At 44.5% G+C, this 21,475-nt stretch carries 18 protein-coding genes and 1 riboswitch; of the genes, 15 read left to right on the forward strand and 3 right to left on the reverse strand.

Annotated features, from left to right (window positions below; all coding sequences use genetic code 11):
- The first annotated feature begins 2 nt into the window (after positions 1 to 2).
- A complete protein-coding gene (locus ABUA34_RS02315) occupies positions 3 to 1,388 on the forward strand; it encodes a hypothetical protein (RefSeq protein ID WP_349822789.1) in 1,386 nt (461 codons plus the stop codon).
- A 137-nt stretch (positions 1,389 to 1,525) separates the two neighbouring features.
- Here ABUA34_RS02315 and ABUA34_RS02320 read toward each other — a convergent pair whose 3' ends face one another.
- Both ABUA34_RS02320 and ABUA34_RS02325 read right to left on the reverse strand, forming a co-directional pair.
- Positions 1,526 to 2,482: an SPFH domain-containing protein gene (locus tag ABUA34_RS02320; protein ID WP_022217199.1), complete on the reverse strand. Its 957-nt coding sequence runs from the start codon at positions 2,480 to 2,482 to the stop codon at positions 1,526 to 1,528.
- Positions 2,483 to 2,535: 53 nt separating this feature from the next.
- A complete protein-coding gene (locus ABUA34_RS02325) occupies positions 2,536 to 2,982 on the reverse strand; it encodes an NfeD family protein (RefSeq protein ID WP_015533182.1) in 447 nt (148 codons plus the stop codon).
- A 249-nt stretch (positions 2,983 to 3,231) separates the two neighbouring features.
- Here ABUA34_RS02325 and ABUA34_RS02330 point away from each other — a divergent pair, with 249 nt between their 5' ends.
- Positions 3,232 to 4,896, forward strand: coding sequence for an AI-2E family transporter (locus ABUA34_RS02330; protein ID WP_349822790.1), 1,665 nt, complete (start codon positions 3,232 to 3,234; stop codon positions 4,894 to 4,896).
- A gap of 70 nt (positions 4,897 to 4,966) precedes the next feature.
- On the opposite strand, the gene ABUA34_RS02335 is transcribed toward ABUA34_RS02330, so the two are convergent.
- Positions 4,967 to 5,152, reverse strand: coding sequence for a DUF4250 domain-containing protein (locus ABUA34_RS02335; protein WP_015533181.1), 186 nt, complete (start codon positions 5,150 to 5,152; stop codon positions 4,967 to 4,969).
- Between the two features lie 169 nt (positions 5,153 to 5,321).
- On the opposite strand from ABUA34_RS02335, the gene ABUA34_RS02340 reads away from it, so the two are divergent.
- The 13 genes from ABUA34_RS02340 to ABUA34_RS02400 all read left to right on the forward strand — a co-directional run bounded on the left by ABUA34_RS02340 (position 5,322) and on the right by ABUA34_RS02400 (position 21,427).
- Positions 5,322 to 6,977, forward strand: coding sequence for a putative polysaccharide biosynthesis protein (locus ABUA34_RS02340; protein ID WP_173795621.1), 1,656 nt, complete (start codon positions 5,322 to 5,324; stop codon positions 6,975 to 6,977).
- Positions 6,978 to 7,068: 91 nt separating this feature from the next.
- Positions 7,069 to 7,707 (forward strand): chromate transporter, encoded by a 639-nt coding sequence (locus ABUA34_RS02345; protein ID WP_349822791.1) that lies wholly within the window; start codon positions 7,069 to 7,071, stop codon positions 7,705 to 7,707.
- Positions 7,707 to 8,279: a chromate transporter gene (locus tag ABUA34_RS02350; RefSeq protein WP_015533178.1), complete on the forward strand. Its 573-nt coding sequence runs from the start codon at positions 7,707 to 7,709 to the stop codon at positions 8,277 to 8,279. Before ABUA34_RS02345 ends, ABUA34_RS02350 begins: the two co-directional genes overlap by 1 nt.
- An 88-nt stretch (positions 8,280 to 8,367) precedes the next feature.
- A complete protein-coding gene (locus ABUA34_RS02355) occupies positions 8,368 to 8,802 on the forward strand; it encodes a hypothetical protein (RefSeq protein WP_022217204.1) in 435 nt (144 codons plus the stop codon).
- A gap of 203 nt (positions 8,803 to 9,005) precedes the next feature.
- Positions 9,006 to 9,455 (forward strand): MarR family winged helix-turn-helix transcriptional regulator, encoded by a 450-nt coding sequence (locus ABUA34_RS02360; RefSeq protein ID WP_015533176.1) that lies wholly within the window; start codon positions 9,006 to 9,008, stop codon positions 9,453 to 9,455.
- Positions 9,452 to 10,801, forward strand: a complete 1,350-nt coding sequence (locus ABUA34_RS02365; protein WP_055272676.1) for an MATE family efflux transporter — start codon at positions 9,452 to 9,454, stop codon at positions 10,799 to 10,801. The genes ABUA34_RS02360 and ABUA34_RS02365 overlap by 4 nt, the downstream gene beginning before the upstream one ends.
- An 89-nt stretch (positions 10,802 to 10,890) precedes the next feature.
- A riboswitch (cyclic di-GMP riboswitch) is annotated at positions 10,891 to 10,993 on the forward strand.
- Positions 10,994 to 11,163: 170 nt separating this feature from the next.
- A complete protein-coding gene (locus ABUA34_RS02370) occupies positions 11,164 to 14,379 on the forward strand; it encodes a response regulator (protein ID WP_349822792.1) in 3,216 nt (1,071 codons plus the stop codon).
- A gap of 256 nt (positions 14,380 to 14,635) precedes the next feature.
- Entirely contained in the window at positions 14,636 to 15,733 is a 1,098-nt protein-coding gene (gene ychF / locus ABUA34_RS02375; RefSeq protein WP_349092960.1) for a redox-regulated ATPase YchF, read from the forward strand.
- Between the two features lie 24 nt (positions 15,734 to 15,757).
- Positions 15,758 to 16,822 carry a prolipoprotein diacylglyceryl transferase gene (lgt, locus tag ABUA34_RS02380; RefSeq protein WP_349822793.1) on the forward strand — a complete coding sequence of 355 codons (1,065 nt, stop codon included), beginning with the start codon at positions 15,758 to 15,760 and terminating at the stop codon, positions 16,820 to 16,822.
- Between the two features lie 274 nt (positions 16,823 to 17,096).
- Positions 17,097 to 17,549, forward strand: a complete 453-nt coding sequence (mraZ, locus tag ABUA34_RS02385; protein ID WP_015533171.1) for a division/cell wall cluster transcriptional repressor MraZ — start codon at positions 17,097 to 17,099, stop codon at positions 17,547 to 17,549.
- A 19-nt stretch (positions 17,550 to 17,568) separates the two neighbouring features.
- Positions 17,569 to 18,504 carry a 16S rRNA (cytosine(1402)-N(4))-methyltransferase RsmH gene (gene rsmH, locus ABUA34_RS02390; protein WP_015533170.1) on the forward strand — a complete coding sequence of 312 codons (936 nt, stop codon included), beginning with the start codon at positions 17,569 to 17,571 and terminating at the stop codon, positions 18,502 to 18,504.
- A gap of 27 nt (positions 18,505 to 18,531) precedes the next feature.
- Positions 18,532 to 19,107, forward strand: coding sequence for a hypothetical protein (locus tag ABUA34_RS02395; RefSeq protein ID WP_015533169.1), 576 nt, complete (start codon positions 18,532 to 18,534; stop codon positions 19,105 to 19,107).
- 37 nt (positions 19,108 to 19,144) lie between these two features.
- Positions 19,145 to 21,427, forward strand: a complete 2,283-nt coding sequence (locus ABUA34_RS02400) for a peptidoglycan D,D-transpeptidase FtsI family protein (RefSeq protein WP_349822794.1) — start codon at positions 19,145 to 19,147, stop codon at positions 21,425 to 21,427.
- The last annotated feature ends 48 nt before the right edge of the window (positions 21,428 to 21,475 follow it).

The raw sequence follows: 21,475 nt of genomic DNA on the forward strand, positions 1-21,475 counted from the left end.
GAGTGAAGGTTACATGCAAAAGCTGCGGTAAAAAATTCGATCCCGAAAAGACAGGATATATGTGTCCGAGATGCGGTTCGTGGTATGTGGAAAAAAACAGAGATGGGCAGTTTGAAAGCGGAGCAGCCTCGTCAGATGCCGGAGATTACAATCAGGATCAGACATCATATACTGAAGACAAGAATAAACAGTATGGAAACGTGCACAGCGAGTGGTTCAAGAAGAAAGAAAAAGACGTACTCGATAATGAAAAGAGACTAGAAAAAGTCAGCATGATAATTATCATTGTATTTTTCCTGATAATAAGTTTGGGGACCGTTTATTCGGCGCTCACGTCAGATCATGACAAAAGTCTTGGGTTTGATGTAGGATCAGAAGACGAATATGAGGATACAGATGATGAAATATACAGTGGCGATGGGAATTATTATGTTGATAGTATCCCGGTCAAAGGATATGCATTTGGAGACAAGATGGTGAATGTGGATCCTGCTGGAAATACGGCGTGGTTAACGATCAATTCAGTGGAGCCGATAGAGCTTGAAGATGCCGATGTTCCCGAAGGATATGTAGTGTACGACATGGAATATGAGATGGATGCTCCGGACGATGGAAGTTCAGATGCAGAGGGTATGCCAGACGGAAGGAATTATTTTGATGTATATCTCAGATCAAAATCTTGTATGATGTTGGAACCTATGAGTCAGGAGGACATAGACATTTTGGTGTCATATGATGGATATGCAGATGTCAATGACATATCAGAAGTAGTGGATGCTGATCATGGACATATGTACTTTATGGTCAGGTCAGGTGATTATGGGTATATGGTAGTATACTGCCAGAATGATGATCCTGATTCACCGAAAGGTCAGTCTACTCCTACAAATATTATGTATGTGGTAGGTGAAAAGGCTGATGCGTCGGTTTGGTATGATGTGAGTAAGCTTGACACTCCTAAAGGAAAGTTATACAAAATATACGATGGAGAGTATGGACAGAAAATTGAGAATGATAAGAAATATACTCTTCCTGGTGGGGCGAAAATTACCACTGATGAGATAAGTTATCTGAGTGAAGTGGAATTTGATTATGACAGTTATGACTATTATCTGGTGAGCGATATACTGTTAAATCACGGCGCGAGAACAGGAAACTTTGACATTGTGGTTATAGATACGGACAGTGATACGGATCCAATAAAGAGAAAGATTTTCTATGGTGAATATACAGATGATGCCCTTACCCCAATGTCTGTGGTGTATCAATATGTTGTGTACGGTATCCCGAAGGGGCAGGATAAGATCATAAATGTTACATATGAATTTGGATCAGTGCTGGATGAACTGCAGCATGAGACCGCAAGACTTCCGGTTCCGGAGCAATAATACTATATATGTTTCTATATATGAAAGACTATTATAATATCCTGAATGATATACATATGAAGTTATAAGAAAAGGCATACATGGACGGTACAGTGAAATGTACTGTCATGTATGCCTTTTGTGATTAATCTCTTTGCTTACTGCTTTGATATGGCAGCAGCTTCAGTGCTCTTGGCAACCTCTACAATAGAAGAGGTGAGACCTGCGATTCCCTGTATCTCTGATGGGATGATGATCTTGGTAGCCTTGCCGTCTGCAGCCTTTGTAAATGCTTCCAGGCTCTTTAGAGTGATGACCTGATTTGTAGGCATTGACTCATTCAGTGCTCTGATACCATCTGCATTTGCCTGCTGTACAGCGAGGATAGCCTGTGCCTGACCTTCGGCTTCCTTGATAGTTGCTTCCTTCTTAGCCTCAGCACGGAGGATCTGAGAAGCCTTCTCAGCCTCGGCCTCAAGGATGACTGACTGCTTGTTACCTTCTGCGATGAGGATGGCTGACTTCTTCTCACCTTCAGCACGGAGGATCTGCTCACGTCTCTCACGCTCTGCCTTCATCTGCTTCTCCATGGCATCCTGAATAGCTGCAGGAGGGATGATGTTCTTGAGCTCTACTCTGTTGACCTTGATTCCCCAAGGATCAGTAGCCTCGTCAAGTGTTGCTCTCATCTTGGTGTTGATGGTCTCTCTTGATGTAAGTGTCTGGTCAAGCTCGAGATCACCGATGATGTTACGAAGTGTGGTAGCTGTCAGGTTCTCGATGGCCATGATAGGATTCTCAACTCCGTAGCTGAAAAGCTTAGGATCTGTGATCTGGAAGAATACGACTGTGTCGATCCTCATTGTTACGTTATCCTTTGTGATAACCGGCTGTGGAGCGAAGTCAACAACCTGCTCCTTGAGTGTAACCTTCTTGGCTACCTTATCGATAACAGGCATCTTCATGTGAAGTCCAACAGACCATGTTGCCTGATATGTTCCAAGTCTCTCAATTACATAAGCGTGTGCCTGTGGCACGATCTTGATCGTACTGCAAATAATAACGATTACGATCAGACATAAAATGATAATAAGTGAAATTCCTGCTCCGTCCATAATAATCTCCTTAATTAAAAATGTGTGTGTCTTAAGCTGATAAGCCCTTAGCTTTATATTGCCGGCTTTCCTGCCTTTTCTACGATTGCTTTGACTCCGGATATCTCGTCGATCACGACCTCGGTTCCGGTTTCAATGGTATCGCCATGTTTGGATCTTGCTGTCCACTCAACTCCGTTGATCAAGACCTGACCGGTGGACTTGAGATTGTCTATGTCAGCAGATACGATAACGTGTTTGCCGATAAGACTTTCTACGTTTGTCTTCACCAGTTGGTTGTCAAGATGCTTCTTGGCAATCGGTCTTGTCGTGAAGAAAAGAATAGTGGTGACAACAAGAAATGCAACGATCTGTAGTGGCAGCGATCCGCTGAAAAAAGCGATGATCATTGCCACCAGGGCTCCTCCACATGCCCAGATGGTTGTAAGTCCAAGCGATATGATCTCAGCAATGAGACATACGGCAAATATGATAAGCCAGGTTGCAATCTCCCAATTCATATAGAACACCTCCCTCGTTTAGGAAATCCTGGTATGCGATACTTTTCGCATTTGCCCTTGGCTAGTTCTCATTTTACTAAAAAACAGTAGGGTAAACAACATAAATTTTCTGAACATACTATCCCCTAAAGTGCATTATATGCACGAATTATAAAATTTATGAGATTAAGTGATAAATGTATGGTTAATTTTGCGTAAGCTGTATTGAACAGGTTTGGAAAAACTAATATAATAAACACATGCTAAAGAATGGGAGAGAAGAAGTTGGCTGTTAATAATAAGAAGAAAAGAATTCTCAACATAAGTCTGGCGGTCATAGGAATAATCGTTGTCGGACTCCTTTTTAATAAGATACTGGAGCAATGGTCGGGATTTCGTGCGATACTTGACAAGATATCGAGTGCATTTGCACCGATCATAGTGGGCGCAGTCATTGCGTTTCTCATGAACCCGATACTTGTTTTTTTCGACAGATTATTTCATACGATATTCCAGGAGAGAATCATATCGGATAAGAAAAAATTGTTCAAGGTTTCGAGAACTTTGTCGGTTATTTTAACTACCATAGTGTTCCTTGGAATCATAACCGGAATAGTGTGGCTGGTGGTTCCTCAGCTCTACGACAGTATCAAGCAGCTTGTGGGCAACATGGATACCTATTATTCCAACCTTCAGACGATGGTGGAGAATATAAATGAGAAGTTCCAGAAGCTCAATATACCTGAGGATCAGATCAACAAGTATATGAACAATGCATATCTCAAGGTTCAGGATATGCTGAATACCAAGATCATGCCAAATGTGGACAAGATCGTGGTGAACATAGGAAGTGGAGTGTTCTCAGGACTTAAGTTCCTGTACAATTTCCTTATAGGCATTGTTGCTTCGATATATGTGATGGCAAACAAGGAATATCTTGCTTCAAGGGGAAAGAAGATAATATATGCGGTATTCAAGGTGAAGAATGCAAATACTATCCTTGACGGACTTTCAGAGATGAACAGGATATTTGGTCAGTTTATAAACGGAAAGATACTTGATTCACTTATTATAGGAATGATCATGTTCATAGTATCAACGATACTCAATCTGCCATATGCGGTTCTGATAAGTGTTATCGTTGGAGTGACAAATGTCATACCGTTCTTCGGACCTATCATAGGAGCTGTGCCATGTTTCTTCATCGTGCTCATTGCAGATCCTATAAAGAGTCTTGTGCTGCTCATTGTTATACTTGTACTGCAGCAGTTTGATGGAAATATCCTCGGACCGAAGATCATCGGAGATACCACAGGACTTTCAAGCTTCTGGGTGCTCACAGCGGTCATAGTTGGCGGCGGTTTGTTCGGATTCTTTGGAATGCTTCTCGGAGTTCCTGTATTTGCCTGCTGTTACATGTACATCAACAGGACATGCACTGCAAAGCTGCAGGAGAAGAATCTTGCGTTCAAGACATCCGAGTATGAGAAGATTCGCAGGATAGATGAGGAGACGGGAGAGCCGATATATATAACTGAGGAAGAAGAGGATATAAGGTTCAAGAAGAAGACGCCGGAGCAGAAGCTTGCGGAGCGTGAGAACAAAAGGAAGCTCAAGCAGAAGCAGCATATGCTTCAGTACCCATCAGATCTTCCAGATGATGAATATGTGAAGTCTGGCACTGCGCATGCAGATGATCAGTCTCAGGATGACGATGATTCAGATGATGATCCTATCAGTATATTTGATAAATTCATGCATGTTATGAAGAGCGTGGCCAGCAGGGCGGACGCTGAAAAGCTTGCAAATAATATAGTAGGAAGTGATGCAGAGCCTGATAAGGAAGCTGACAGCAAAGATGACGCTGAAGAAGTTGGAAATGGTCAGGCAAAACCGGAGAGTGATAAAAAAATTTCCGGGAATCAGGATAAATAAAACATAATATCAGCACGGGGAAAGCAGATGCTGTCCCTGTCTGACAAAAGAGAAAAGAACAGATTTGCTTTTACACAAATCTGTTCTTTTCTGCATCGTATGAATAGTCGATGGATGCGAGCTTACTCTTGATATCATCTGCATTTACACATAGTGAGCTGCAGAGCTCGTCAAGACTTGGATAGTCATCTCTGAGCTTCGTGTTGATGAAGCTGAGAAGCACCATAGGATCCTTTGGAAGTGAAGAGTATTCCATTGTTAAAGTTCCTCCTTGTGGTATATTGGGTCATAATATGCATCGTGTTTATAAATATTATGGTTGAATTAACTGCATAAAATTGGTATATATATAGTTTGTGATATATATCAAAGATACAAATTGAATTTTACAACAGTGATTTAGAAATGGCAATAAGGAGTTAGATATGAGTACAAATACCGGTACGGCAAAGAAAGGAAAGCTATCAGGAAAGGGAAGTAATCTGGCGCTTCAGGCAGGAATCCTGGCGGGAGCCGGAATCGTGTCGAGGATCATCGGCCTTCTGTACAGATCACCTCTGTATCAGATACTTGGAGATGAGGGAAATGGATATTATGGTTCAGCGTATGCAATATACGCCATGGTCATAATGATCGCCACATACAGTATTCCTACAGCAGTGTCGAAGCTTGTTGCCGGTAAGATAGCTATGGGACAGTACAAGAGTGCCAGACGTATATACTACTGTACATTTATATATGTAGTCATAGCGGGTGCTGTGGCGGCACTGATCACGTACTTTGGAGCCGAATGGTTTGTAAGTGACCAGCCAAATGCAGTCTTAAGTCTTAAGATACTTGCCCCTACTATATTTATATCGGGCTTTCTTGCAATATTCAGAGGATATCTGCAGGCATACAACACGATGGTGCCTACATCTATATCACAGATCATAGAGCAGCTTGCAAATGCAGTAGTCAGTATCGTCGCTGCGTATATGCTTGCAAAGCCATTTGCCGCTGGAACAACCGAGCATGCAAAGTATGGTTCTGCCGGAAGTGCCATGGGTACAGGTGCCGGAGTCCTTGGAGGATTGATATTCATACTGTTCGCTTATGCGAGAAGAAGAAAGGGTATCATGGAGTCTGTGAAGAACGATACAAGTCCAGACACCGAATCCTATGGAAAGTTATTCAGAATAATCATTGCCACAGTCACACCTATCGTGGTGGCAGCAGTGGTGTATAACGTGCTCACACCTATAGACATGAAGGTATTCTATGTGGTCATGAAGATGAAGGGCATGGATTCCCTGGAGATGGCAAAGCTGTATGGAATTTACTCAGGACAGTATACAGTTCTCACGAACCTTCCGCTTGCCATAGCAGCTTCAGTTGGAATCGCATATATTCCGGGAATATCCGGTGCGTATGCAAGAAATGACATGCAGAAAACCAATAAACTCCTGAATCAGGCGCTCAGCATGTCCATGCTGGTCACCATACCGTGTGCGGTTGGAATGGGAGTCCTGGCTAAGCCTATAATACAGCTCCTGTTCTCAGGTGCGGATCCGATGGCAGCCAAATGTATGTATCTTGGATTCATATCCATAGTGTTCTTTGCACAGTCAACTGTAACCAACAGTGTGCTTCAGGCCATGGGTAAGGTGATGGCACCGGTTATCAATGCCACCCTTGCACTGGTGATACATGTGGTGGTTCTTGTTGTTATGCTGTACTGCACAGACTGGGCACTTTATGCACTGGTATTTGGTTCGATAGTGAACTCACTGCTCATATGTATATTCAACCAGCGTTCGCTCACAAAGTACAAGACCGGCAAGATGGACAACAGGCGAATATACGTTGCACCTACTATAGCATCTATCTTCATGGGTGTTGTTACGATCATTGTATATGAGTGCTGCAGGAAGCTTCTCGGCAACTGGGTGATCGCGATGTTTGTTGCAGTATTTGTGGCGATCATATTCTATGCGGTGGCTATACTCAAAGCCGGAGGATATACGGAGGAGGAACTTCTCAATATGCCTAAGGGAGGTCTTATTGTGAGGTTTGCGAAGAAGTTCAGACTGATAAAATAAAATGTTTGTATAAAAAATGTTTCCTAAATTTCTCGAATAGGCATATACTTGTACCTGGAGCGTGAAAACGTTTTCACGAGAAAGGTATATTATGGAAAGAGGAAAAAAGAGTAAGACTCTTCTGAAGATATTCATAACAACATTATATCTGAGCGCCTTTACCTTCGGGGGAGGATACGTCATCGTATCTCTTATGAAGAAAAAGTTTGTGGATGAAAACCACTGGATAGAGCAGGACGAAATGCTTGATTTTGTGGCCATAGCCCAGTCGTCACCGGGACCGATCGCGATAAATGGAGCGATAGCGGTGGGCTATAAACTGTGCGGCATGGCAGGGGCACTGGTGGCCATAATCGGAACGATCATACCGCCATTTGTCATCATATCCATCATATCTTACTGTTACAGCGCGTTCAGGACTAACTGGGTGATCAGTGAGATGCTGGAGGGAATGCAGGCCGGTGTAGCTGCGGTTATCGCATCCGTCACATATGATATGGGAGCAGACATAGTAAAGCAGAAGGATGATCTGGAGATATTGATCATGATAGCTGCATTTGTTGCATCCTACATATTGGAGATAAATGTCGTGTTCATAGTAATTGTCTGTGGACTTGTCGGTGTTTGTAGAGGACAGCTTGAGAAAAGAAGAGGGCGTGGGCATAAAAAGACAGAGGATACCTCTGACGGAAATCCTGAAAAACATCCCGACAAAGGGGGGATGGAATAATGATCTATTTGCAGTTATTCCTAAGTTTCTTCCAGATAGGACTCTTCAGTTTCGGAGGAGGTTATGCCGCCATGCCGCTTATACAGGGACAGATAGTGAAGATACATGGGTGGATGACCATGTCAGAGTTCACGGATTTGATCACTATATCCCAGATGACTCCAGGCCCTATAGCGGTCAATTCGGCGACATTTGTGGGACTCCGGGTGGCTGGATATGTCGGCGCGGTGGTTGCCACACTCGGATGTATACTTCCTTCATGTATCATAGTCACAGTCATAGTAAGACTTTATCTGAAATACCGCAAACAGGACATCCTTCAGGAACTGCTCGGAGGAATAAGACCTGCGGTTGTGGCGATGATCGCGTCAGCGGGAGTTTCGATATTCGTGACGGCGGTCTGGTCTGGGATTGACATGATAAGTATCGCTGGAACTAAGTGGAATCTCGTGGTGATATTTGCGGTAAGTGTTGTTCTGCTTAGAAAATTCAAACTGAATCCTGTGTGGGTGATGCTGCTTTCCGGCGGGATGCAGGTGATCGTGGGGCTTGCTGGCAGATATCTGATCTGAGTAAAAGCATATTATAATTTTAATTAAATTGTAATGTGAAGAACTTTATTATAGTATGTAAAAAGTAGATGTGGTGGGGAGTTTGCATATGAAGAAGAAAATATTGATATGTCTGGTAGTACAACTCATATGCTGGAGCATTATGACGCTGTCTGATTACATGGAAGAAACATATAATGATAGTTATAATCTGGTCGTTGTATTTGCTGTACCCCTGATATGCGTAATTCTGTATATTATATTCAGAAAATGGATATACGATAATCAGATTGTGCGGCTGAAAGATGTCGCCATAATCTGTGCGGCGTGGATGATCAGTGGATTGATACTGGGATTCCTGATCGGTGCTCTGGTTATCAATGAAATGTGGATAGTGCCGCAGGCTACAGGAGGATGGGAGCATCTGCTGAATGGAATCGAATATATGATGTTTGCTATTACGCTTGCGGGAATACCATTTGTGGCGGTGGTATTGATCGAATCGGTTATAGGGATAGTAAAGGTAGTTAGTAAAAAGGATTGAATAATTAAATGCTTCATCTGTGAGAGAATCAGGTGGAGCATTTTTTTTGCATGGTGGTTAATGTATTAAACGGGCATATGAAGAGTTTGTATACCCCTTGACAAAAAGAAAAATATGAATATACTTACCAATGATAATTACCTAAAGTAATTATACGAAATAACAATAAAATAATATTTGATAAATTTACAGGAAGGAATGCTATGACAAAGGAAAAGATAAAACAGGTGATGGATGCCTGCTATCAAGCTAAGAGAGTCAGAGATATGATGCCAAAGCTGCCAAATGGAGTCACACCGACTCATATACATTATCTTGATGTGATAACGAGATTTGAGAGGTCTGAGACTGATGTAAAGGTCAGTGATATAAGTGATGAGCTGGGGCTCCCAAGACCGGGCGTGACAAAGACGATAAAGGATATGGAACGCTTGGGATTTGTGGAAAAGAAGGCTTCAGAGGCGGATGGACGTTTTGTGTATATCAGGAGCACTCAGGCTGGCAGAGATCTGGTTGGCAAATATGTTGATGAGTATTTCACAGGACTGGGGGAGTCTCTTACCGATATCACAGATGAAGATGCAGATATTATGATAGCGACCATTGAAAAAATTTATGATGTTATGAGCAAAAGGAGTCAAGACATAAGATGAGTGTACAGGATAAAACAGATTTTACACAAGGAAGTATAATTAGAAAAATGCTCCCATTCATGGGACCGATTCTTGGAGCACTGATACTTCAGGCTGCATATGGTGCGGTTGATCTGCTGGTGGTTGGAAGATTCGGTTCGACGGCGGGGCTTTCAGCCGTATCAACAGGCAGCCAGGTGCTCAATCTGGTTACATTTGTGATAACAGCACTTGCTATGGGTGTCACAGTGCTTATTGCCAGATATATAGGCGAAAAGAATACGGATCAGATAGGAGAGCTTCTTGGAGGCGCCACGACTATATTTGCAATACTTGCGGTGGTGTTGGCAGTTGTCATGGTGACGTTTGCAAGACCTTTGTCCGTGTTGATGCAGGCACCGGCAGAGGCGGTCACTCTTACATCATCGTACGTGAGGATATGCGGAGGCGGAATATTTTTCATTATGGCCTACAATGTGCTCACTGCGATATTCAGAGGTTTTGGAGACAGCAAATCACCTCTTATATTTGTGTTTGTGGCATGTATAGTAAATGTTATTGGTGATCTTATCCTGGTTGCGGGATGTCATCTTGACGCTGCGGGTGCAGCCATAGCAACAGTGGTTGCCCAGGCGGTCAGTGTTGTCCTTGCGCTTGTGCTGCTGAAGAAGAAAAAGCTTCCATTTAAGATGTCAAGAAAAGATTTCAGATTAAACAGACAGTGCAGAAGATTGCTTTCAGTTGGACTTCCGCTTGCAATGCAGGAATTTCTCACGCAGATGTCATTTCTGGCGCTGTGTGCATTTATCAACAGACTTGGCCTGGAGGCATCATCCGGATATGGAGTTGCCTGCAAGATAGTCAGCTTTGCCATGCTGGTACCAAGTTCGCTTATGCAGTCTATGGCTTCATTTGTATCGCAGAATGTCGGGGCTGGAAAAGAGGACAGAGCGAGAAAAGCGATGCTTACCGGTATGGGCATAGGACTCTCTGTCGGCGTGGTGGTATTCATTGGCGTGTGGTTCTTTGGTGACAAACTGACATCGATCTTTACCACTGACTCGGCTGTTATAAAGAGGGGCTTCGAGTACCTGAGGGGCTTTGCACCTGAGACTATACTTACCGCGGTTCTGTTCAGTATGATAGGATATTTCAATGGACATGAGAAGTCACTATGGGTCATGATACAGGGACTTATACAGACTCTGCTTGTGAGACTTCCACTGGCGTATTACATGAGTATACAGCCGGATGCGAGCCTTACAAATATAGGACTTGCAGCGCCGATAGCCACATGTGTCGGCATCGTGCTCAACGTCATATTCTACATCGTTATGTCAAAGAAGTGGAAAACGGAAAAGACCTGAAAATAATTAAATAAATGCTTGACAAATAAAACAAATGATTATAATACTTTAATCAGAGAATTGTAATCTATATGTAATGAATTTGAAAAATAAATATTTAGTAAACCCGTTGAAAAGCGGTGACACAAAGCCATATGGGTCTAAGGTCTGAAAACAGAGAACTGTTTCGGACTATGACAGCCGGTTGCAGTATAATTTCCCTGTTGGAACTAGTATGTACAAAGAGGAGTATAATTATATTTATTAAAAGCGACTGTCGGAGTGTATTCTTTGACAGTCGCTTTTTGTGTGATCCGAGCGCTTAAGATGTGTTAACTGAAATGTATTTATCATGTTATCAGAGAGGAAAGCGTGTAGTTAGAATGAATGATGAGAGAGTGTATGGTGAGGCTGGGGGCCTGGGTAATGCATCCATGATCGGAGAAGAGGCTTCGCGGACAATACAGAGAACGATAAATAACAACAATGCCGTTGGAACGATCATCGGCTATTATGATGACGAACTGACGATACTGTCGGTCAGTGATTTCATGCTGTATAACCTTGGTTACAGCTATGAGGAATTCCAGCGATGTACAGGAGGATCACTCAGGTCTGTGTTCTATGGAGAGAATACAAGTTTTCTGGACGCAGATCATTTACGCCAGATTAGAGGACTTGGAGAGGGGGAGATGCTGACAAGTGACGGAACCCCGGTGACTGTCAGGATATTCAAGGAGGATTCCGTGGACAGGGATGGAACGCCTGTATGGATAATGTCCGCAAGGCTTGATTGGGAGCATGAGAATGTGACTCTCATCAATGGCGCAATGAAGTCAGGTATGTGGTACTTTGATTTTGATGAGACTGGAGATCTGCAGGAAGTATATTGGAGCCATGCGTTCAGAACTATGCTGGGATATCACGACATCATAGATTTCCCGAATGACATATCTTCATGGACAAGACTGCTTCATCCGGCCGATAAGGACAGGGTATTGGACAGCCTGAAGGCTGTGGTCACTGATAAGACAAATGCATATAAATACGATGTGGAGTACAGGCTGCGGATGCTGGATGGAGATTATCAGTGGTTCCGTGCAAAGGCAGAGGTGATAAGGCGTACAGATGGCACAGCCCGCAGGATAACAGGTACATTTATAAATATTAACGTGGAGAAGGATCTGGAGATGCAGCAGAAGAGGGCAGCTGCTTTCCACAATGCCTTTACGAAGACCAATCTGTGTGAGTATTACGTGAATCTTGAGGAGAATACATTTGACTCCATGAAGGTTGAGCCGTCGCTTATGACCATCTTTGAGAGCAGTGATACATGGGATGAACTTATATCGGCATTTATAGACAATTACGTGTGCGAGGAGTTCAGGCATGAGGTTGCCAGGTTCTACGACAGAAGATATATAGCCAGAAGGCTTGGTGAGTGTGACGGGGAGCTGAGTCTGGAATGTGGCATCACTATACATGGAGAGAAGCACTGGACGAGGAATGTCATTCTCCGTGGAGATCGTGAGCAATCGCAGTATGCGATCATATTCCTGAGGGATATCACCGCGGCAAAACGGGAGGCTGAGATACACAGGCAGATGTCTGCGGACAATGAAGCTATGGGGCATCTCCTCCAGAGTGTCACAAGACTGGTGGATCATTTCGCTATATGCGATCTGGAAAATGACACATATGAATATTTCATGATAAATATAAAATCGGATTATCCGCCAGAGGGACGTTATAGTGATCTGATAAGGCGTGTAGAGAGCAGATATAAGACACTGCCTCCTGCTGATTCACTGACAGATCTGCTGAAGCCTGAAAATCTGAGAAATAACCTTACAAAGGCATCGGATGTGTATAAGTTTGAGTATTGCAATATGGAAGAGGAATGCTACAGGAGTGCGTCATTTGTGCCTATCGAGTGGAAGAAAGGTGTACTTACCAGAGTGCTGTGGGCCTCCATGGATATAACTCAGGAGAAGAAGCAGGAAATTAAGGGACGCAAGGCTCTTAAGGACGCGTATCAGGCCGCGGAGAGGGCGAACAGAGCGAAGACCGAATTCCTCACGAATATGTCGCATGACATAAGAACACCTATGAATGCGATAGTTGGCCTGACGGCTATTGCGGGAGCCAACATAGATCGTCCGGATAAGGTGCTTGAATGCCTGGGCAAGACAACCAGAGCCAGCAGACATTTGTTGGGATTGGTCAATGAAGTCCTCGATATGGCACGTATAGAGAGCGGGAGAATATCCCTGGCCGAGGAGGAGTTTAATCTCTCAGAGCTTGTGGACAATCTCATCTCCATGGCGAAATCAGAGATGGATGAGCACCATCACAGCCTTGAGGTGAATATAAAAAACATCGAGCATGAGGACGTATATGTCGACACACTGAGGATACAGCAGGTGTTTATGAACCTTATGAGCAACTCTGTCAAATATACCCCGGATGGAGGCCATATAGTATTCTCCATCGAGGAGCGGCCAAACGGCCAGTCGGAGCTTGGATGCTATGTGTTCAGCATAGAGGATGATGGCATTGGCATGGATGAGAATTTCCAGAAGATCATGTTCCAGCCATTTACCCGTGCTGATGATAACAGGACTACGAAGATCCAGGGCACAGGTCTTGGAATGGCGATCACACAGAATATAGTAAACATGATGAATGGCAATATTCAGGTTGACAGTGTCCTGAACAGGGGCACGAAGATCACAGTCACCATATTTCTAAGGCTTAAGGAGAGGGAGATCGACCAGATAAAGGAGCTGGCAGATCTGCCTGTGCTGGTGGTGGATGATGACGAGTTATGCTGTGAGAGTACGGTTCAGACTCTGGGTGAGATAGGAATTGCCGGAGAGTGGGTAACCTCGGGTGAGGAGGCTGTCGCCAGAGCATATGCAAGGCATGAGAGAAATGATGATTACTTTGCGATCATTATGGACTGGAAGATGCCAAAGATGGATGGCATTGAGGCAACTAGACGTATAAGAGAGCGTATTGGCAGGGATGTGACCATCATAGTGCTCACTTCATATGATTACAGTGAGATAGAGGATGAGGCAAGGGCAGCAGGTGTGGATGCATTTATTGCCAAGCCGTTGTTCCGTTCACGTCTTACGGCAACACTGGTTCGCATAGTGAATGAGAAAACGGATGGTTCCGCCAGGGATTACCTGAAGAATATCAGAAGATCTGATTATTCGGACAGGAGAGTCCTTCTTGTGGAGGACAATGATCTGAACAGTGAGATCGCATCGGAGATCATAGGAATGACGGGAGCCAGTGTGGAGATCGTTGAGAATGGCAGGGAGGCTGTGGAGAGGATAGAGAATGCCTCCGAGAACTGGTATGACATAGTGTTTATGGATGTTCAGATGCCGGTCATGAATGGGTATGAGGCCACCGCCGCTATAAGAGCACTGCCTGGAAGAAGAGGCCAGATTCCTATCATAGCCATGACCGCAAATGCATTTGCTGAGGATGTGCAGCTTGCAAAGAACACGGGGATGGATGAACACATAGCGAAACCGCTTGATTTTGAAAAATTGAACACAGTGATGGAGAAATATCTGAACTGATAAAATGTAGCAGCCAGCCGGGGGTGAACCCCGGCTGGCTGTTGTAGTTTTGAAGGAGGCACTGGGTAAAAAATAGTTATGGGATTCCGATAATAATTATAAACATTGAAATTAAGCCACGGGTGTAGTACAATTACCGTGCTATTGGGGCTTTTTGCGCCCTGAAAACAGATGGTACACTAAATGGTACACCATATAATCGGCAAAGTCAGAATATCAAGCAAAATCAAGGCTTTAAGAAAGGAAAATAGAAAAAATGAAATTAGGTATCGTAGGACTCCCAAACGTGGGAAAAAGTACACTTTTCAATTCACTTACAAAGGCAGGAGCGGAATCAGCTAACTATCCGTTCTGTACAATAGATCCAAACGTAGGAATCGTTGCAGTGCCGGATGAGAGGCTGGACAAGCTCACAGAGATGTACAACTCAGCCAAGACAACACCTGCTGTTATAGAATTTGTAGATATCGCGGGTCTTGTAAAGGGCGCATCAAAGGGAGAAGGACTTGGAAACCAGTTCCTTGCGAACATCAGAGAGGTTGATGCCATCGTTCACGTTGTAAGATGCTTTGAGGATACAAATGTCATCCACGTTGACGGTTCCGTAGACCCGATCAGAGATATAGAGACCATCAATCTGGAGCTGATATTCTCAGATATAGAGGTGCTCGACAGAAGGATCGCCAAGACCATCAGAGGTGCAAGAAATGACAAGATGCTTGCGAAGGAGCTTGACTTCCAGCAGAGGATCAAGGCTCACCTTGAGGATGGTAAGCTTGCAAAGACCATAGAGGTCACAGATGAGGACGAGCAGGCGTGGATAGAGGAATATAACCTTCTCACATGGAAGCCTGTAATATTTGCCGCAAATGTAGGCGAGGAAGACATTGCGGACGATGGCGCTTCAAATGAGAACGTGCAGAAGGTAAAGGAATACGCAAAGGACTTCGATGCAGAGGTATTTGTAGTATGTGCACAGATAGAACAGGAGCTGGCAGAGCTTGATGATGAGGAGAAGAAGATGTTTCTCGAGGATCTTGGAGTTAAAGAGTCTGGTCTTGACAAGCTTATCAAGGCAAGCTACTCACTTCTTGGTCTTATCAGTTATCTGACAGCCGGAGAGACAGAGTCAAGGGCATGGACCATCAAGAAGGGAACGAAGGCACCTGGAGCAGCTGGCAAGATTCACTCAGACTTTGAGAGAGGATTTATCAAGGCGGAGGTTGTCAGCTACAAGGATCTCATGGACTGCGGAAGCATGCTTGCGGCCAAGGAGAAGGGCCTTGTAAGACAGGAAGGCAAGGAATATGTGGTTGAGGATGGAGATGTTATTCTCTTCAAGTTCAACGTGTAAATGAATCTAGGAGGATGTAACGATATGTCTCAGATATCAGAATATTTTAGAAGCATATTCTTTCCGAATCTTGGGATAACCCTCAGAAATATAGGTGACCACATCAATATAGGAAGCTTTGAGGTGAGGTTCTACGGGATCATCATCATGATAGGATTCCTGCTGGCATATGTACTTGTCACCAACGAGGCAAAGAGAACAAAACAGAATCCTGAAATGTATCTGGATTTCATACTTATACTTATCATCCCGGCCATACTTGGAGCAAGACTCTACTATATCCTGTTCAGACTTGACCAGTATATAGTGCAGGGCGATGTGGGAGCTACACTCAAAGCCATGCTGAATATCAGAGGCGGCGGACTTGCCATATACGGCGGAATCATCGCAGGAGTCATCACAGCGGTAATCTTCTGCAAGGTGAGAAAAGTAAGCTTTGTGCTCATGGCGGATACAGCCACATTCGGAATACTGATCGGGCAGATACTTGGAAGATTTGGCAACTTCTTCAACAGAGAAGCATTTGGCGCATATACGAACAGTAAGATGGCCATGGCGATTCCTCTTGATTACTACAGATCAGAGGGCAATCTTGATTATCTGGAGAGAACCGGGGTCATCACACAGAAGATGCTGGACAATGTGATGAATATAGACGGAATGGACTGCATAACAGTCCACCCGACATTCCTGTATGAGTCCCTGTGGAATCTTTTGCTGCTTGTGTTCTTATTTATATATAGAAAGCACAAGAAATTCAAAGGAGAGTTCGCTCTCATATATGTGGGCGGATACGGACTTGGAAGATTTATCATCGAAGGTCTCAGAAGTGATTCCCTGATGATCGGCAATACAGGGATCAAGGTATCCCAGGCGCTTGCACTTGTATGCTTTGTAACTGCCGTGGTACTGCTTGTCATAAATTATGTAAGATGTGCCAGGAAAGGCTGGCCGTCAGTGGAGATGAGTGGTGACACTGAAACAGAAGTGGAGCCAGGTGGTGAAACGACACCAGATGAAACAGAAGTTGAAGCAGATGCGGACCAGAAAGCTGGTCGGCAAGGCTCAGATGATTATACAGAGAAATAGATAACACATGGATAAGTAACCACATGGTGGTTAATATCCCCACAGAATAGAAAAAATATGGGATTTGTCCCCACCACAAAAAGCCTGTAGGTTTGACAGTGAAAACTGTTAGATCTACAGGCTTTTTTGCGTATTTGCACACATTTTTTTCATATAACAGGGTTGCAATTTGAGGGGCTATAGTATAGAATAGTGGTTACAAGTGGCATTACTGTGCAACTAAGTGGTGGAAAGTGGTGATTGAACCGGAGTTATACGAAAGGAGGAGATCGGGATGTCCAGATGCTTATCAGGTGAATATGAACATAAGCTTGATGCAAAAGGAAGACTGATCATGCCATTAAAACTTCGTTCGGAACTCGGGGAGTCATTCATGGTAACCAAAGGAATCGACTGCTGTCTCTATGTATATGGAATGACAGAGTGGGAGGAGTTCGTTGAGAAGCTGAACAAGCTTCCTATGACCAACAGAACGGCCAGAGCCTTCAAGAGAGGTTTCCTTGCCGGAGCGGTCAAGTGTGAGCCGGATGCACAGGGAAGAATACTTCTATCTCCGAAGCAGAGAGAATATGCTCATATAGACAAGGATGTGTATGTCATCGGTAACGGTGAGAAAGCGGAGATCTGGAGCAAGGAAGAGTGGGATGGCCCTGAGAACATGAGTGATAATCAGGCCAGCATGGACGAGCTTGCAGATGAGCTTGATGCACTTGATTTTAGTTTTTAGAAGAGAATGGTAATTGATTATGGAATTTGCGCACAAGTCGGTCTTGCTTGAGGAGACCATCGACAACCTGAATATCAAGCCGGATGGCATCTATGTGGATGGCACATTAGGGGGAGCCGGACACTCAGAGCAGATTGTGAAGAGGCTTGGTGAGGGCGGCAGGCTTATAGGTATCGACCAGGATGAGGATGCCATAGCTGCAGCGTCGAAGAGACTTGAGCCGTATGGGGATAAGGTGACCATAGTCAGGGATAATTACCAGAATTTCAGAAGAATATTGGATGAACTGAACATACAGAAGGTGGACGGGATACTCCTTGATCTGGGAGTGTCTTCATATCAACTCGATAATGCGGATAGAGGATTCACATATCGGGTTGATGCTCCACTGGATATGAGGATGGACAACAGGCAGACAAAGACTGCAAAGGATATAGTCAATGATTATTCCGAGGCTGAGCTGTTCCGTATACTTAAGGATTACGGAGAGGAGAGATATGCAAAGAGTATTGCATACCACATTTGCAAGTACCGTGAGAACAAGGTGATAGAGACCACCGAAGAGCTCAACGATATAATCCGTGGCTCCATACCGGCAAAGGCAAGGAATGGACAGGGACATCCGTCCAAGCAGACATTTCAGGCGATCAGGATAGAGCTTAACAGAGAGCTTGATGTGCTCAGGGATTCAATAGACGGCATGATAGCAAGCCTGAATCCGGGAGGAAGATTGTGTATCATCACATTTCATTCCCTTGAGGACCGGATAGTGAAGCTAGCATTCAGGAAAAATGAAAATCCATGCATTTGTCCACCGAACTTTCCGGTGTGCACATGCGGAAGAAAGCCTCTCGGCAAGGTGATAACGAGAAAACCGATTATACCGGGAGAAAGGGAGCTTGAGGAGAATTCCAGATCAAAGAGCTCAAAGCTCAGAGTGTTTGAGGCAATTTGACAGATATAAATGAAAGAGGCGATATAGATGGCAGATAGAAGATACTACACAGAGGGTAGTTCTGCAAGACAACTGAATTATGATGACCGGGCTGGACGTAACAGATCCCGCGAAGCTGTAGTCAGAGGCTCAGCCGCTCCGGCGAGAAGACCACAGCCTTCAGTGAGACCTGAGAGAGCTCCACAGCCGGCGCGAAGAAAGAAACAGGGATCATCTCATCTGACTGACAGAGAGAGACGAGAGCTTGCAGCCAGAAAGGCACAGAGAAAGGCAGTTACAAATGCACAAATAAGATATACGGCGGGCATGGTTGCTGCGATAATCGTTGCGGTGGCGCTGTGCTGTTATCTTCTGAAACTTACATCAGATGTCAAGTCACAGAAGGAGTCAGTGGCAACGCTGAAGAGCCAGGTGGCAACACAGCTTGACGAGAATGCAAGCTACAGCGCAGGACTTGATTCCATGACAGATCTGGATGAGATATATAATATTGCAACTACTAAGCTCGGCATGGTATACTCACAGCCGGGACAAACATTATACTATTCACAGAATAATGATGATTACGTAGTACAGTACAAGGATGTCCCTAAGGCCAAGTAGTCTTAGGGATATTTAATTTTTAAGGTGGAAAGATAAAATGTCAAAGAGATCAAAGCTATTTTTAAAAGGAATGAGAAGAAAGACCAAGATCACATATTTGTTGGTGGTGGGAGTTCTGGTGGCACTCACCATAAGAGTTGTGTACATCAACGTGGCAAATGGAAAGGAGTATTCGGAGGCTGTGGTTCTGCAGATGGACTACAATTCCACGGATATTCCGTATGAGAGAGGCGAGATACTGGACAGAAATGGAAATGTCCTTGCGAACAGTGAGAAGACCTACAGCCTGATACTTGAGCCTGTGAATATTCTGCTCACGGAGAAGGGAAAGGCGGCAACAAGAGCTGCGGTGCTGGAGTATTTCGATGTGTCAGGAGACGATTTTGACAAGCACATTGCAAATGAGGATTCTTATTATGAGGTAGTCCTCAAGGATCTTCCATATACAAAGGTTAAGGCATTTGAGGATTACTGTAAGACCGATGAGGGCGCAGATGTCATAGGAGTGAGATTCGAGACGGTGTATAAGAGAAATTACCCAAATGGATCTCTGGCGTGTCACCTGCTCGGATACACCGCCAGCGGAAATGTTGGACAGGGTGGTATTGAGGGCTATTATAATGACTACTTAAACGGTGTGGATGGCAAGACTTACAGATATATGTCGGGCTCAGGCGGCGTTGACTCGGAGACTGTGGCAGCCCAAAATGGGGAGACAGTAGTATCCACCATAGATATGAATATACAGAAGATCATAGAGGACAACATCACTGAGTATATGCAGAATACAGGTGCTAAGCAGATAGGTATCATAGCAATGGATCCAAACAATGGCGAGATACTTGGAATGGCAAGCTCACGTACCTACGATCCAAATGACCCGATGAACACACAGGCGCTCAGGAACATGACAGTCACCGTCACCCAGGAGGTTGAGATCGAGGGTGCAGATGAGAATGCGGACAGCCTGATAAGCGTTGAGAGTGCAAAGAAAAATACAACAGCAACAACGGAGAGCAGCGAGGATGGCACTACCACAGAATCATCCACAGAAGCGACCACCGAACAGAAGAATGTAAAGACTGAGGAAGTGGAATACGATTTCTCAAAGATGTCGGATGAAGAGTTCCATAGCACGATAGATGGATTTACATCAGACCAGTTATATGAGGCACTCAACTATGTATGGCAGAATTACTGTATAAGTGATGTGTTTGAGCCGGGTTCAACATACAAGGCATTTACCATAGCGGGAGCCATGGAGGATGGAGTGATCTCAGACGGAGATGAATTTCTCTGTGATGGTTCACAGGTCGTAGTCGAGGGAGAGAGCCCTATTTACTGTAGTTACAGAGCAGGACACGGAATGGTTGACGTCAAGAGAGCTCTGGCTGTTTCATGTAATGATGCGTTGATGCAGATAGCGGACAAGGAGGGACCAGAGACATTTGACAAATATCAGATGATATTTAACATTGGTTCCAAGACAGGAATAGATCTCGAAGGTGAGACGACAGGTATTAAGTACGATGTGGAGAATCTTAATCCTACAGAGCTTGCGACATCTTCATTTGGACAGGGTGTTACAACATCTATGATCCAGATGGCAGCGGGATTCTGTTCTGTAATAAACGGCGGAAATTATTATGTGCCACATGTTGTCAAGAGACTTCTGGATTCAGACGGAAATGTGGTTGAGAATATGGATCCGGTGCTTGTCAGAAAGACCATATCCAAGGAAGTGTCGGATTACATGAAGACATACCTCCAGGCGGTTGTTGAGGAAGGTACAGGATATGCGGCTGGAATAGAGGGCTACACCATCGGTGGTAAGACAGGTACAGCCGAGAAGCTTCCTCGAGGAAATGGAAAATACGTACTGTCATTCATAGGATTCACCCCTGTTGAGAATCCTCAGATCATGCTTTACGTTGTAGTTGATGAGCCTCATGTTGAGGATCAGTCAGGATCAGGAGCAGGAGCAAAGCTGTTCAATCAGGTTATGCAGGATCTCCTTCCATACCTGAATGTATACTCAACAAACGGAGATGATGTGGCTTATGACGGAACGGAGGAGCCGCTCTCATCAGCATTTGACACGGATACAGAGACTGCAGATACAGAGGCGGTAACAGAGGATGCGGCTGCTGAGGACACATCAGCGGAAGATACATCGACCGACGACACATCGGCGGATGACACGTCGTATGACGATACGGCAGACGACAGTTATACGGCGGACGATACATGGGAGGATGACAGCGGAACAGGCGACGGCACGGATACGTGGAGCGGTGACGAGGACTATTCCGGCGAATGATAATTTACACAGTAAACCAAAGCATCGAAGGTGCAGATACACCTCCGG

Origin of the sequence: Coprococcus sp. RTP21428st1_C9_RTP21428_210409 (genome assembly GCF_040227395.1) — a bacterium.
GTDB classification, from domain to species: Bacteria; Bacillota; Clostridia; order Lachnospirales; family Lachnospiraceae; genus Coprococcus; species Coprococcus aceti.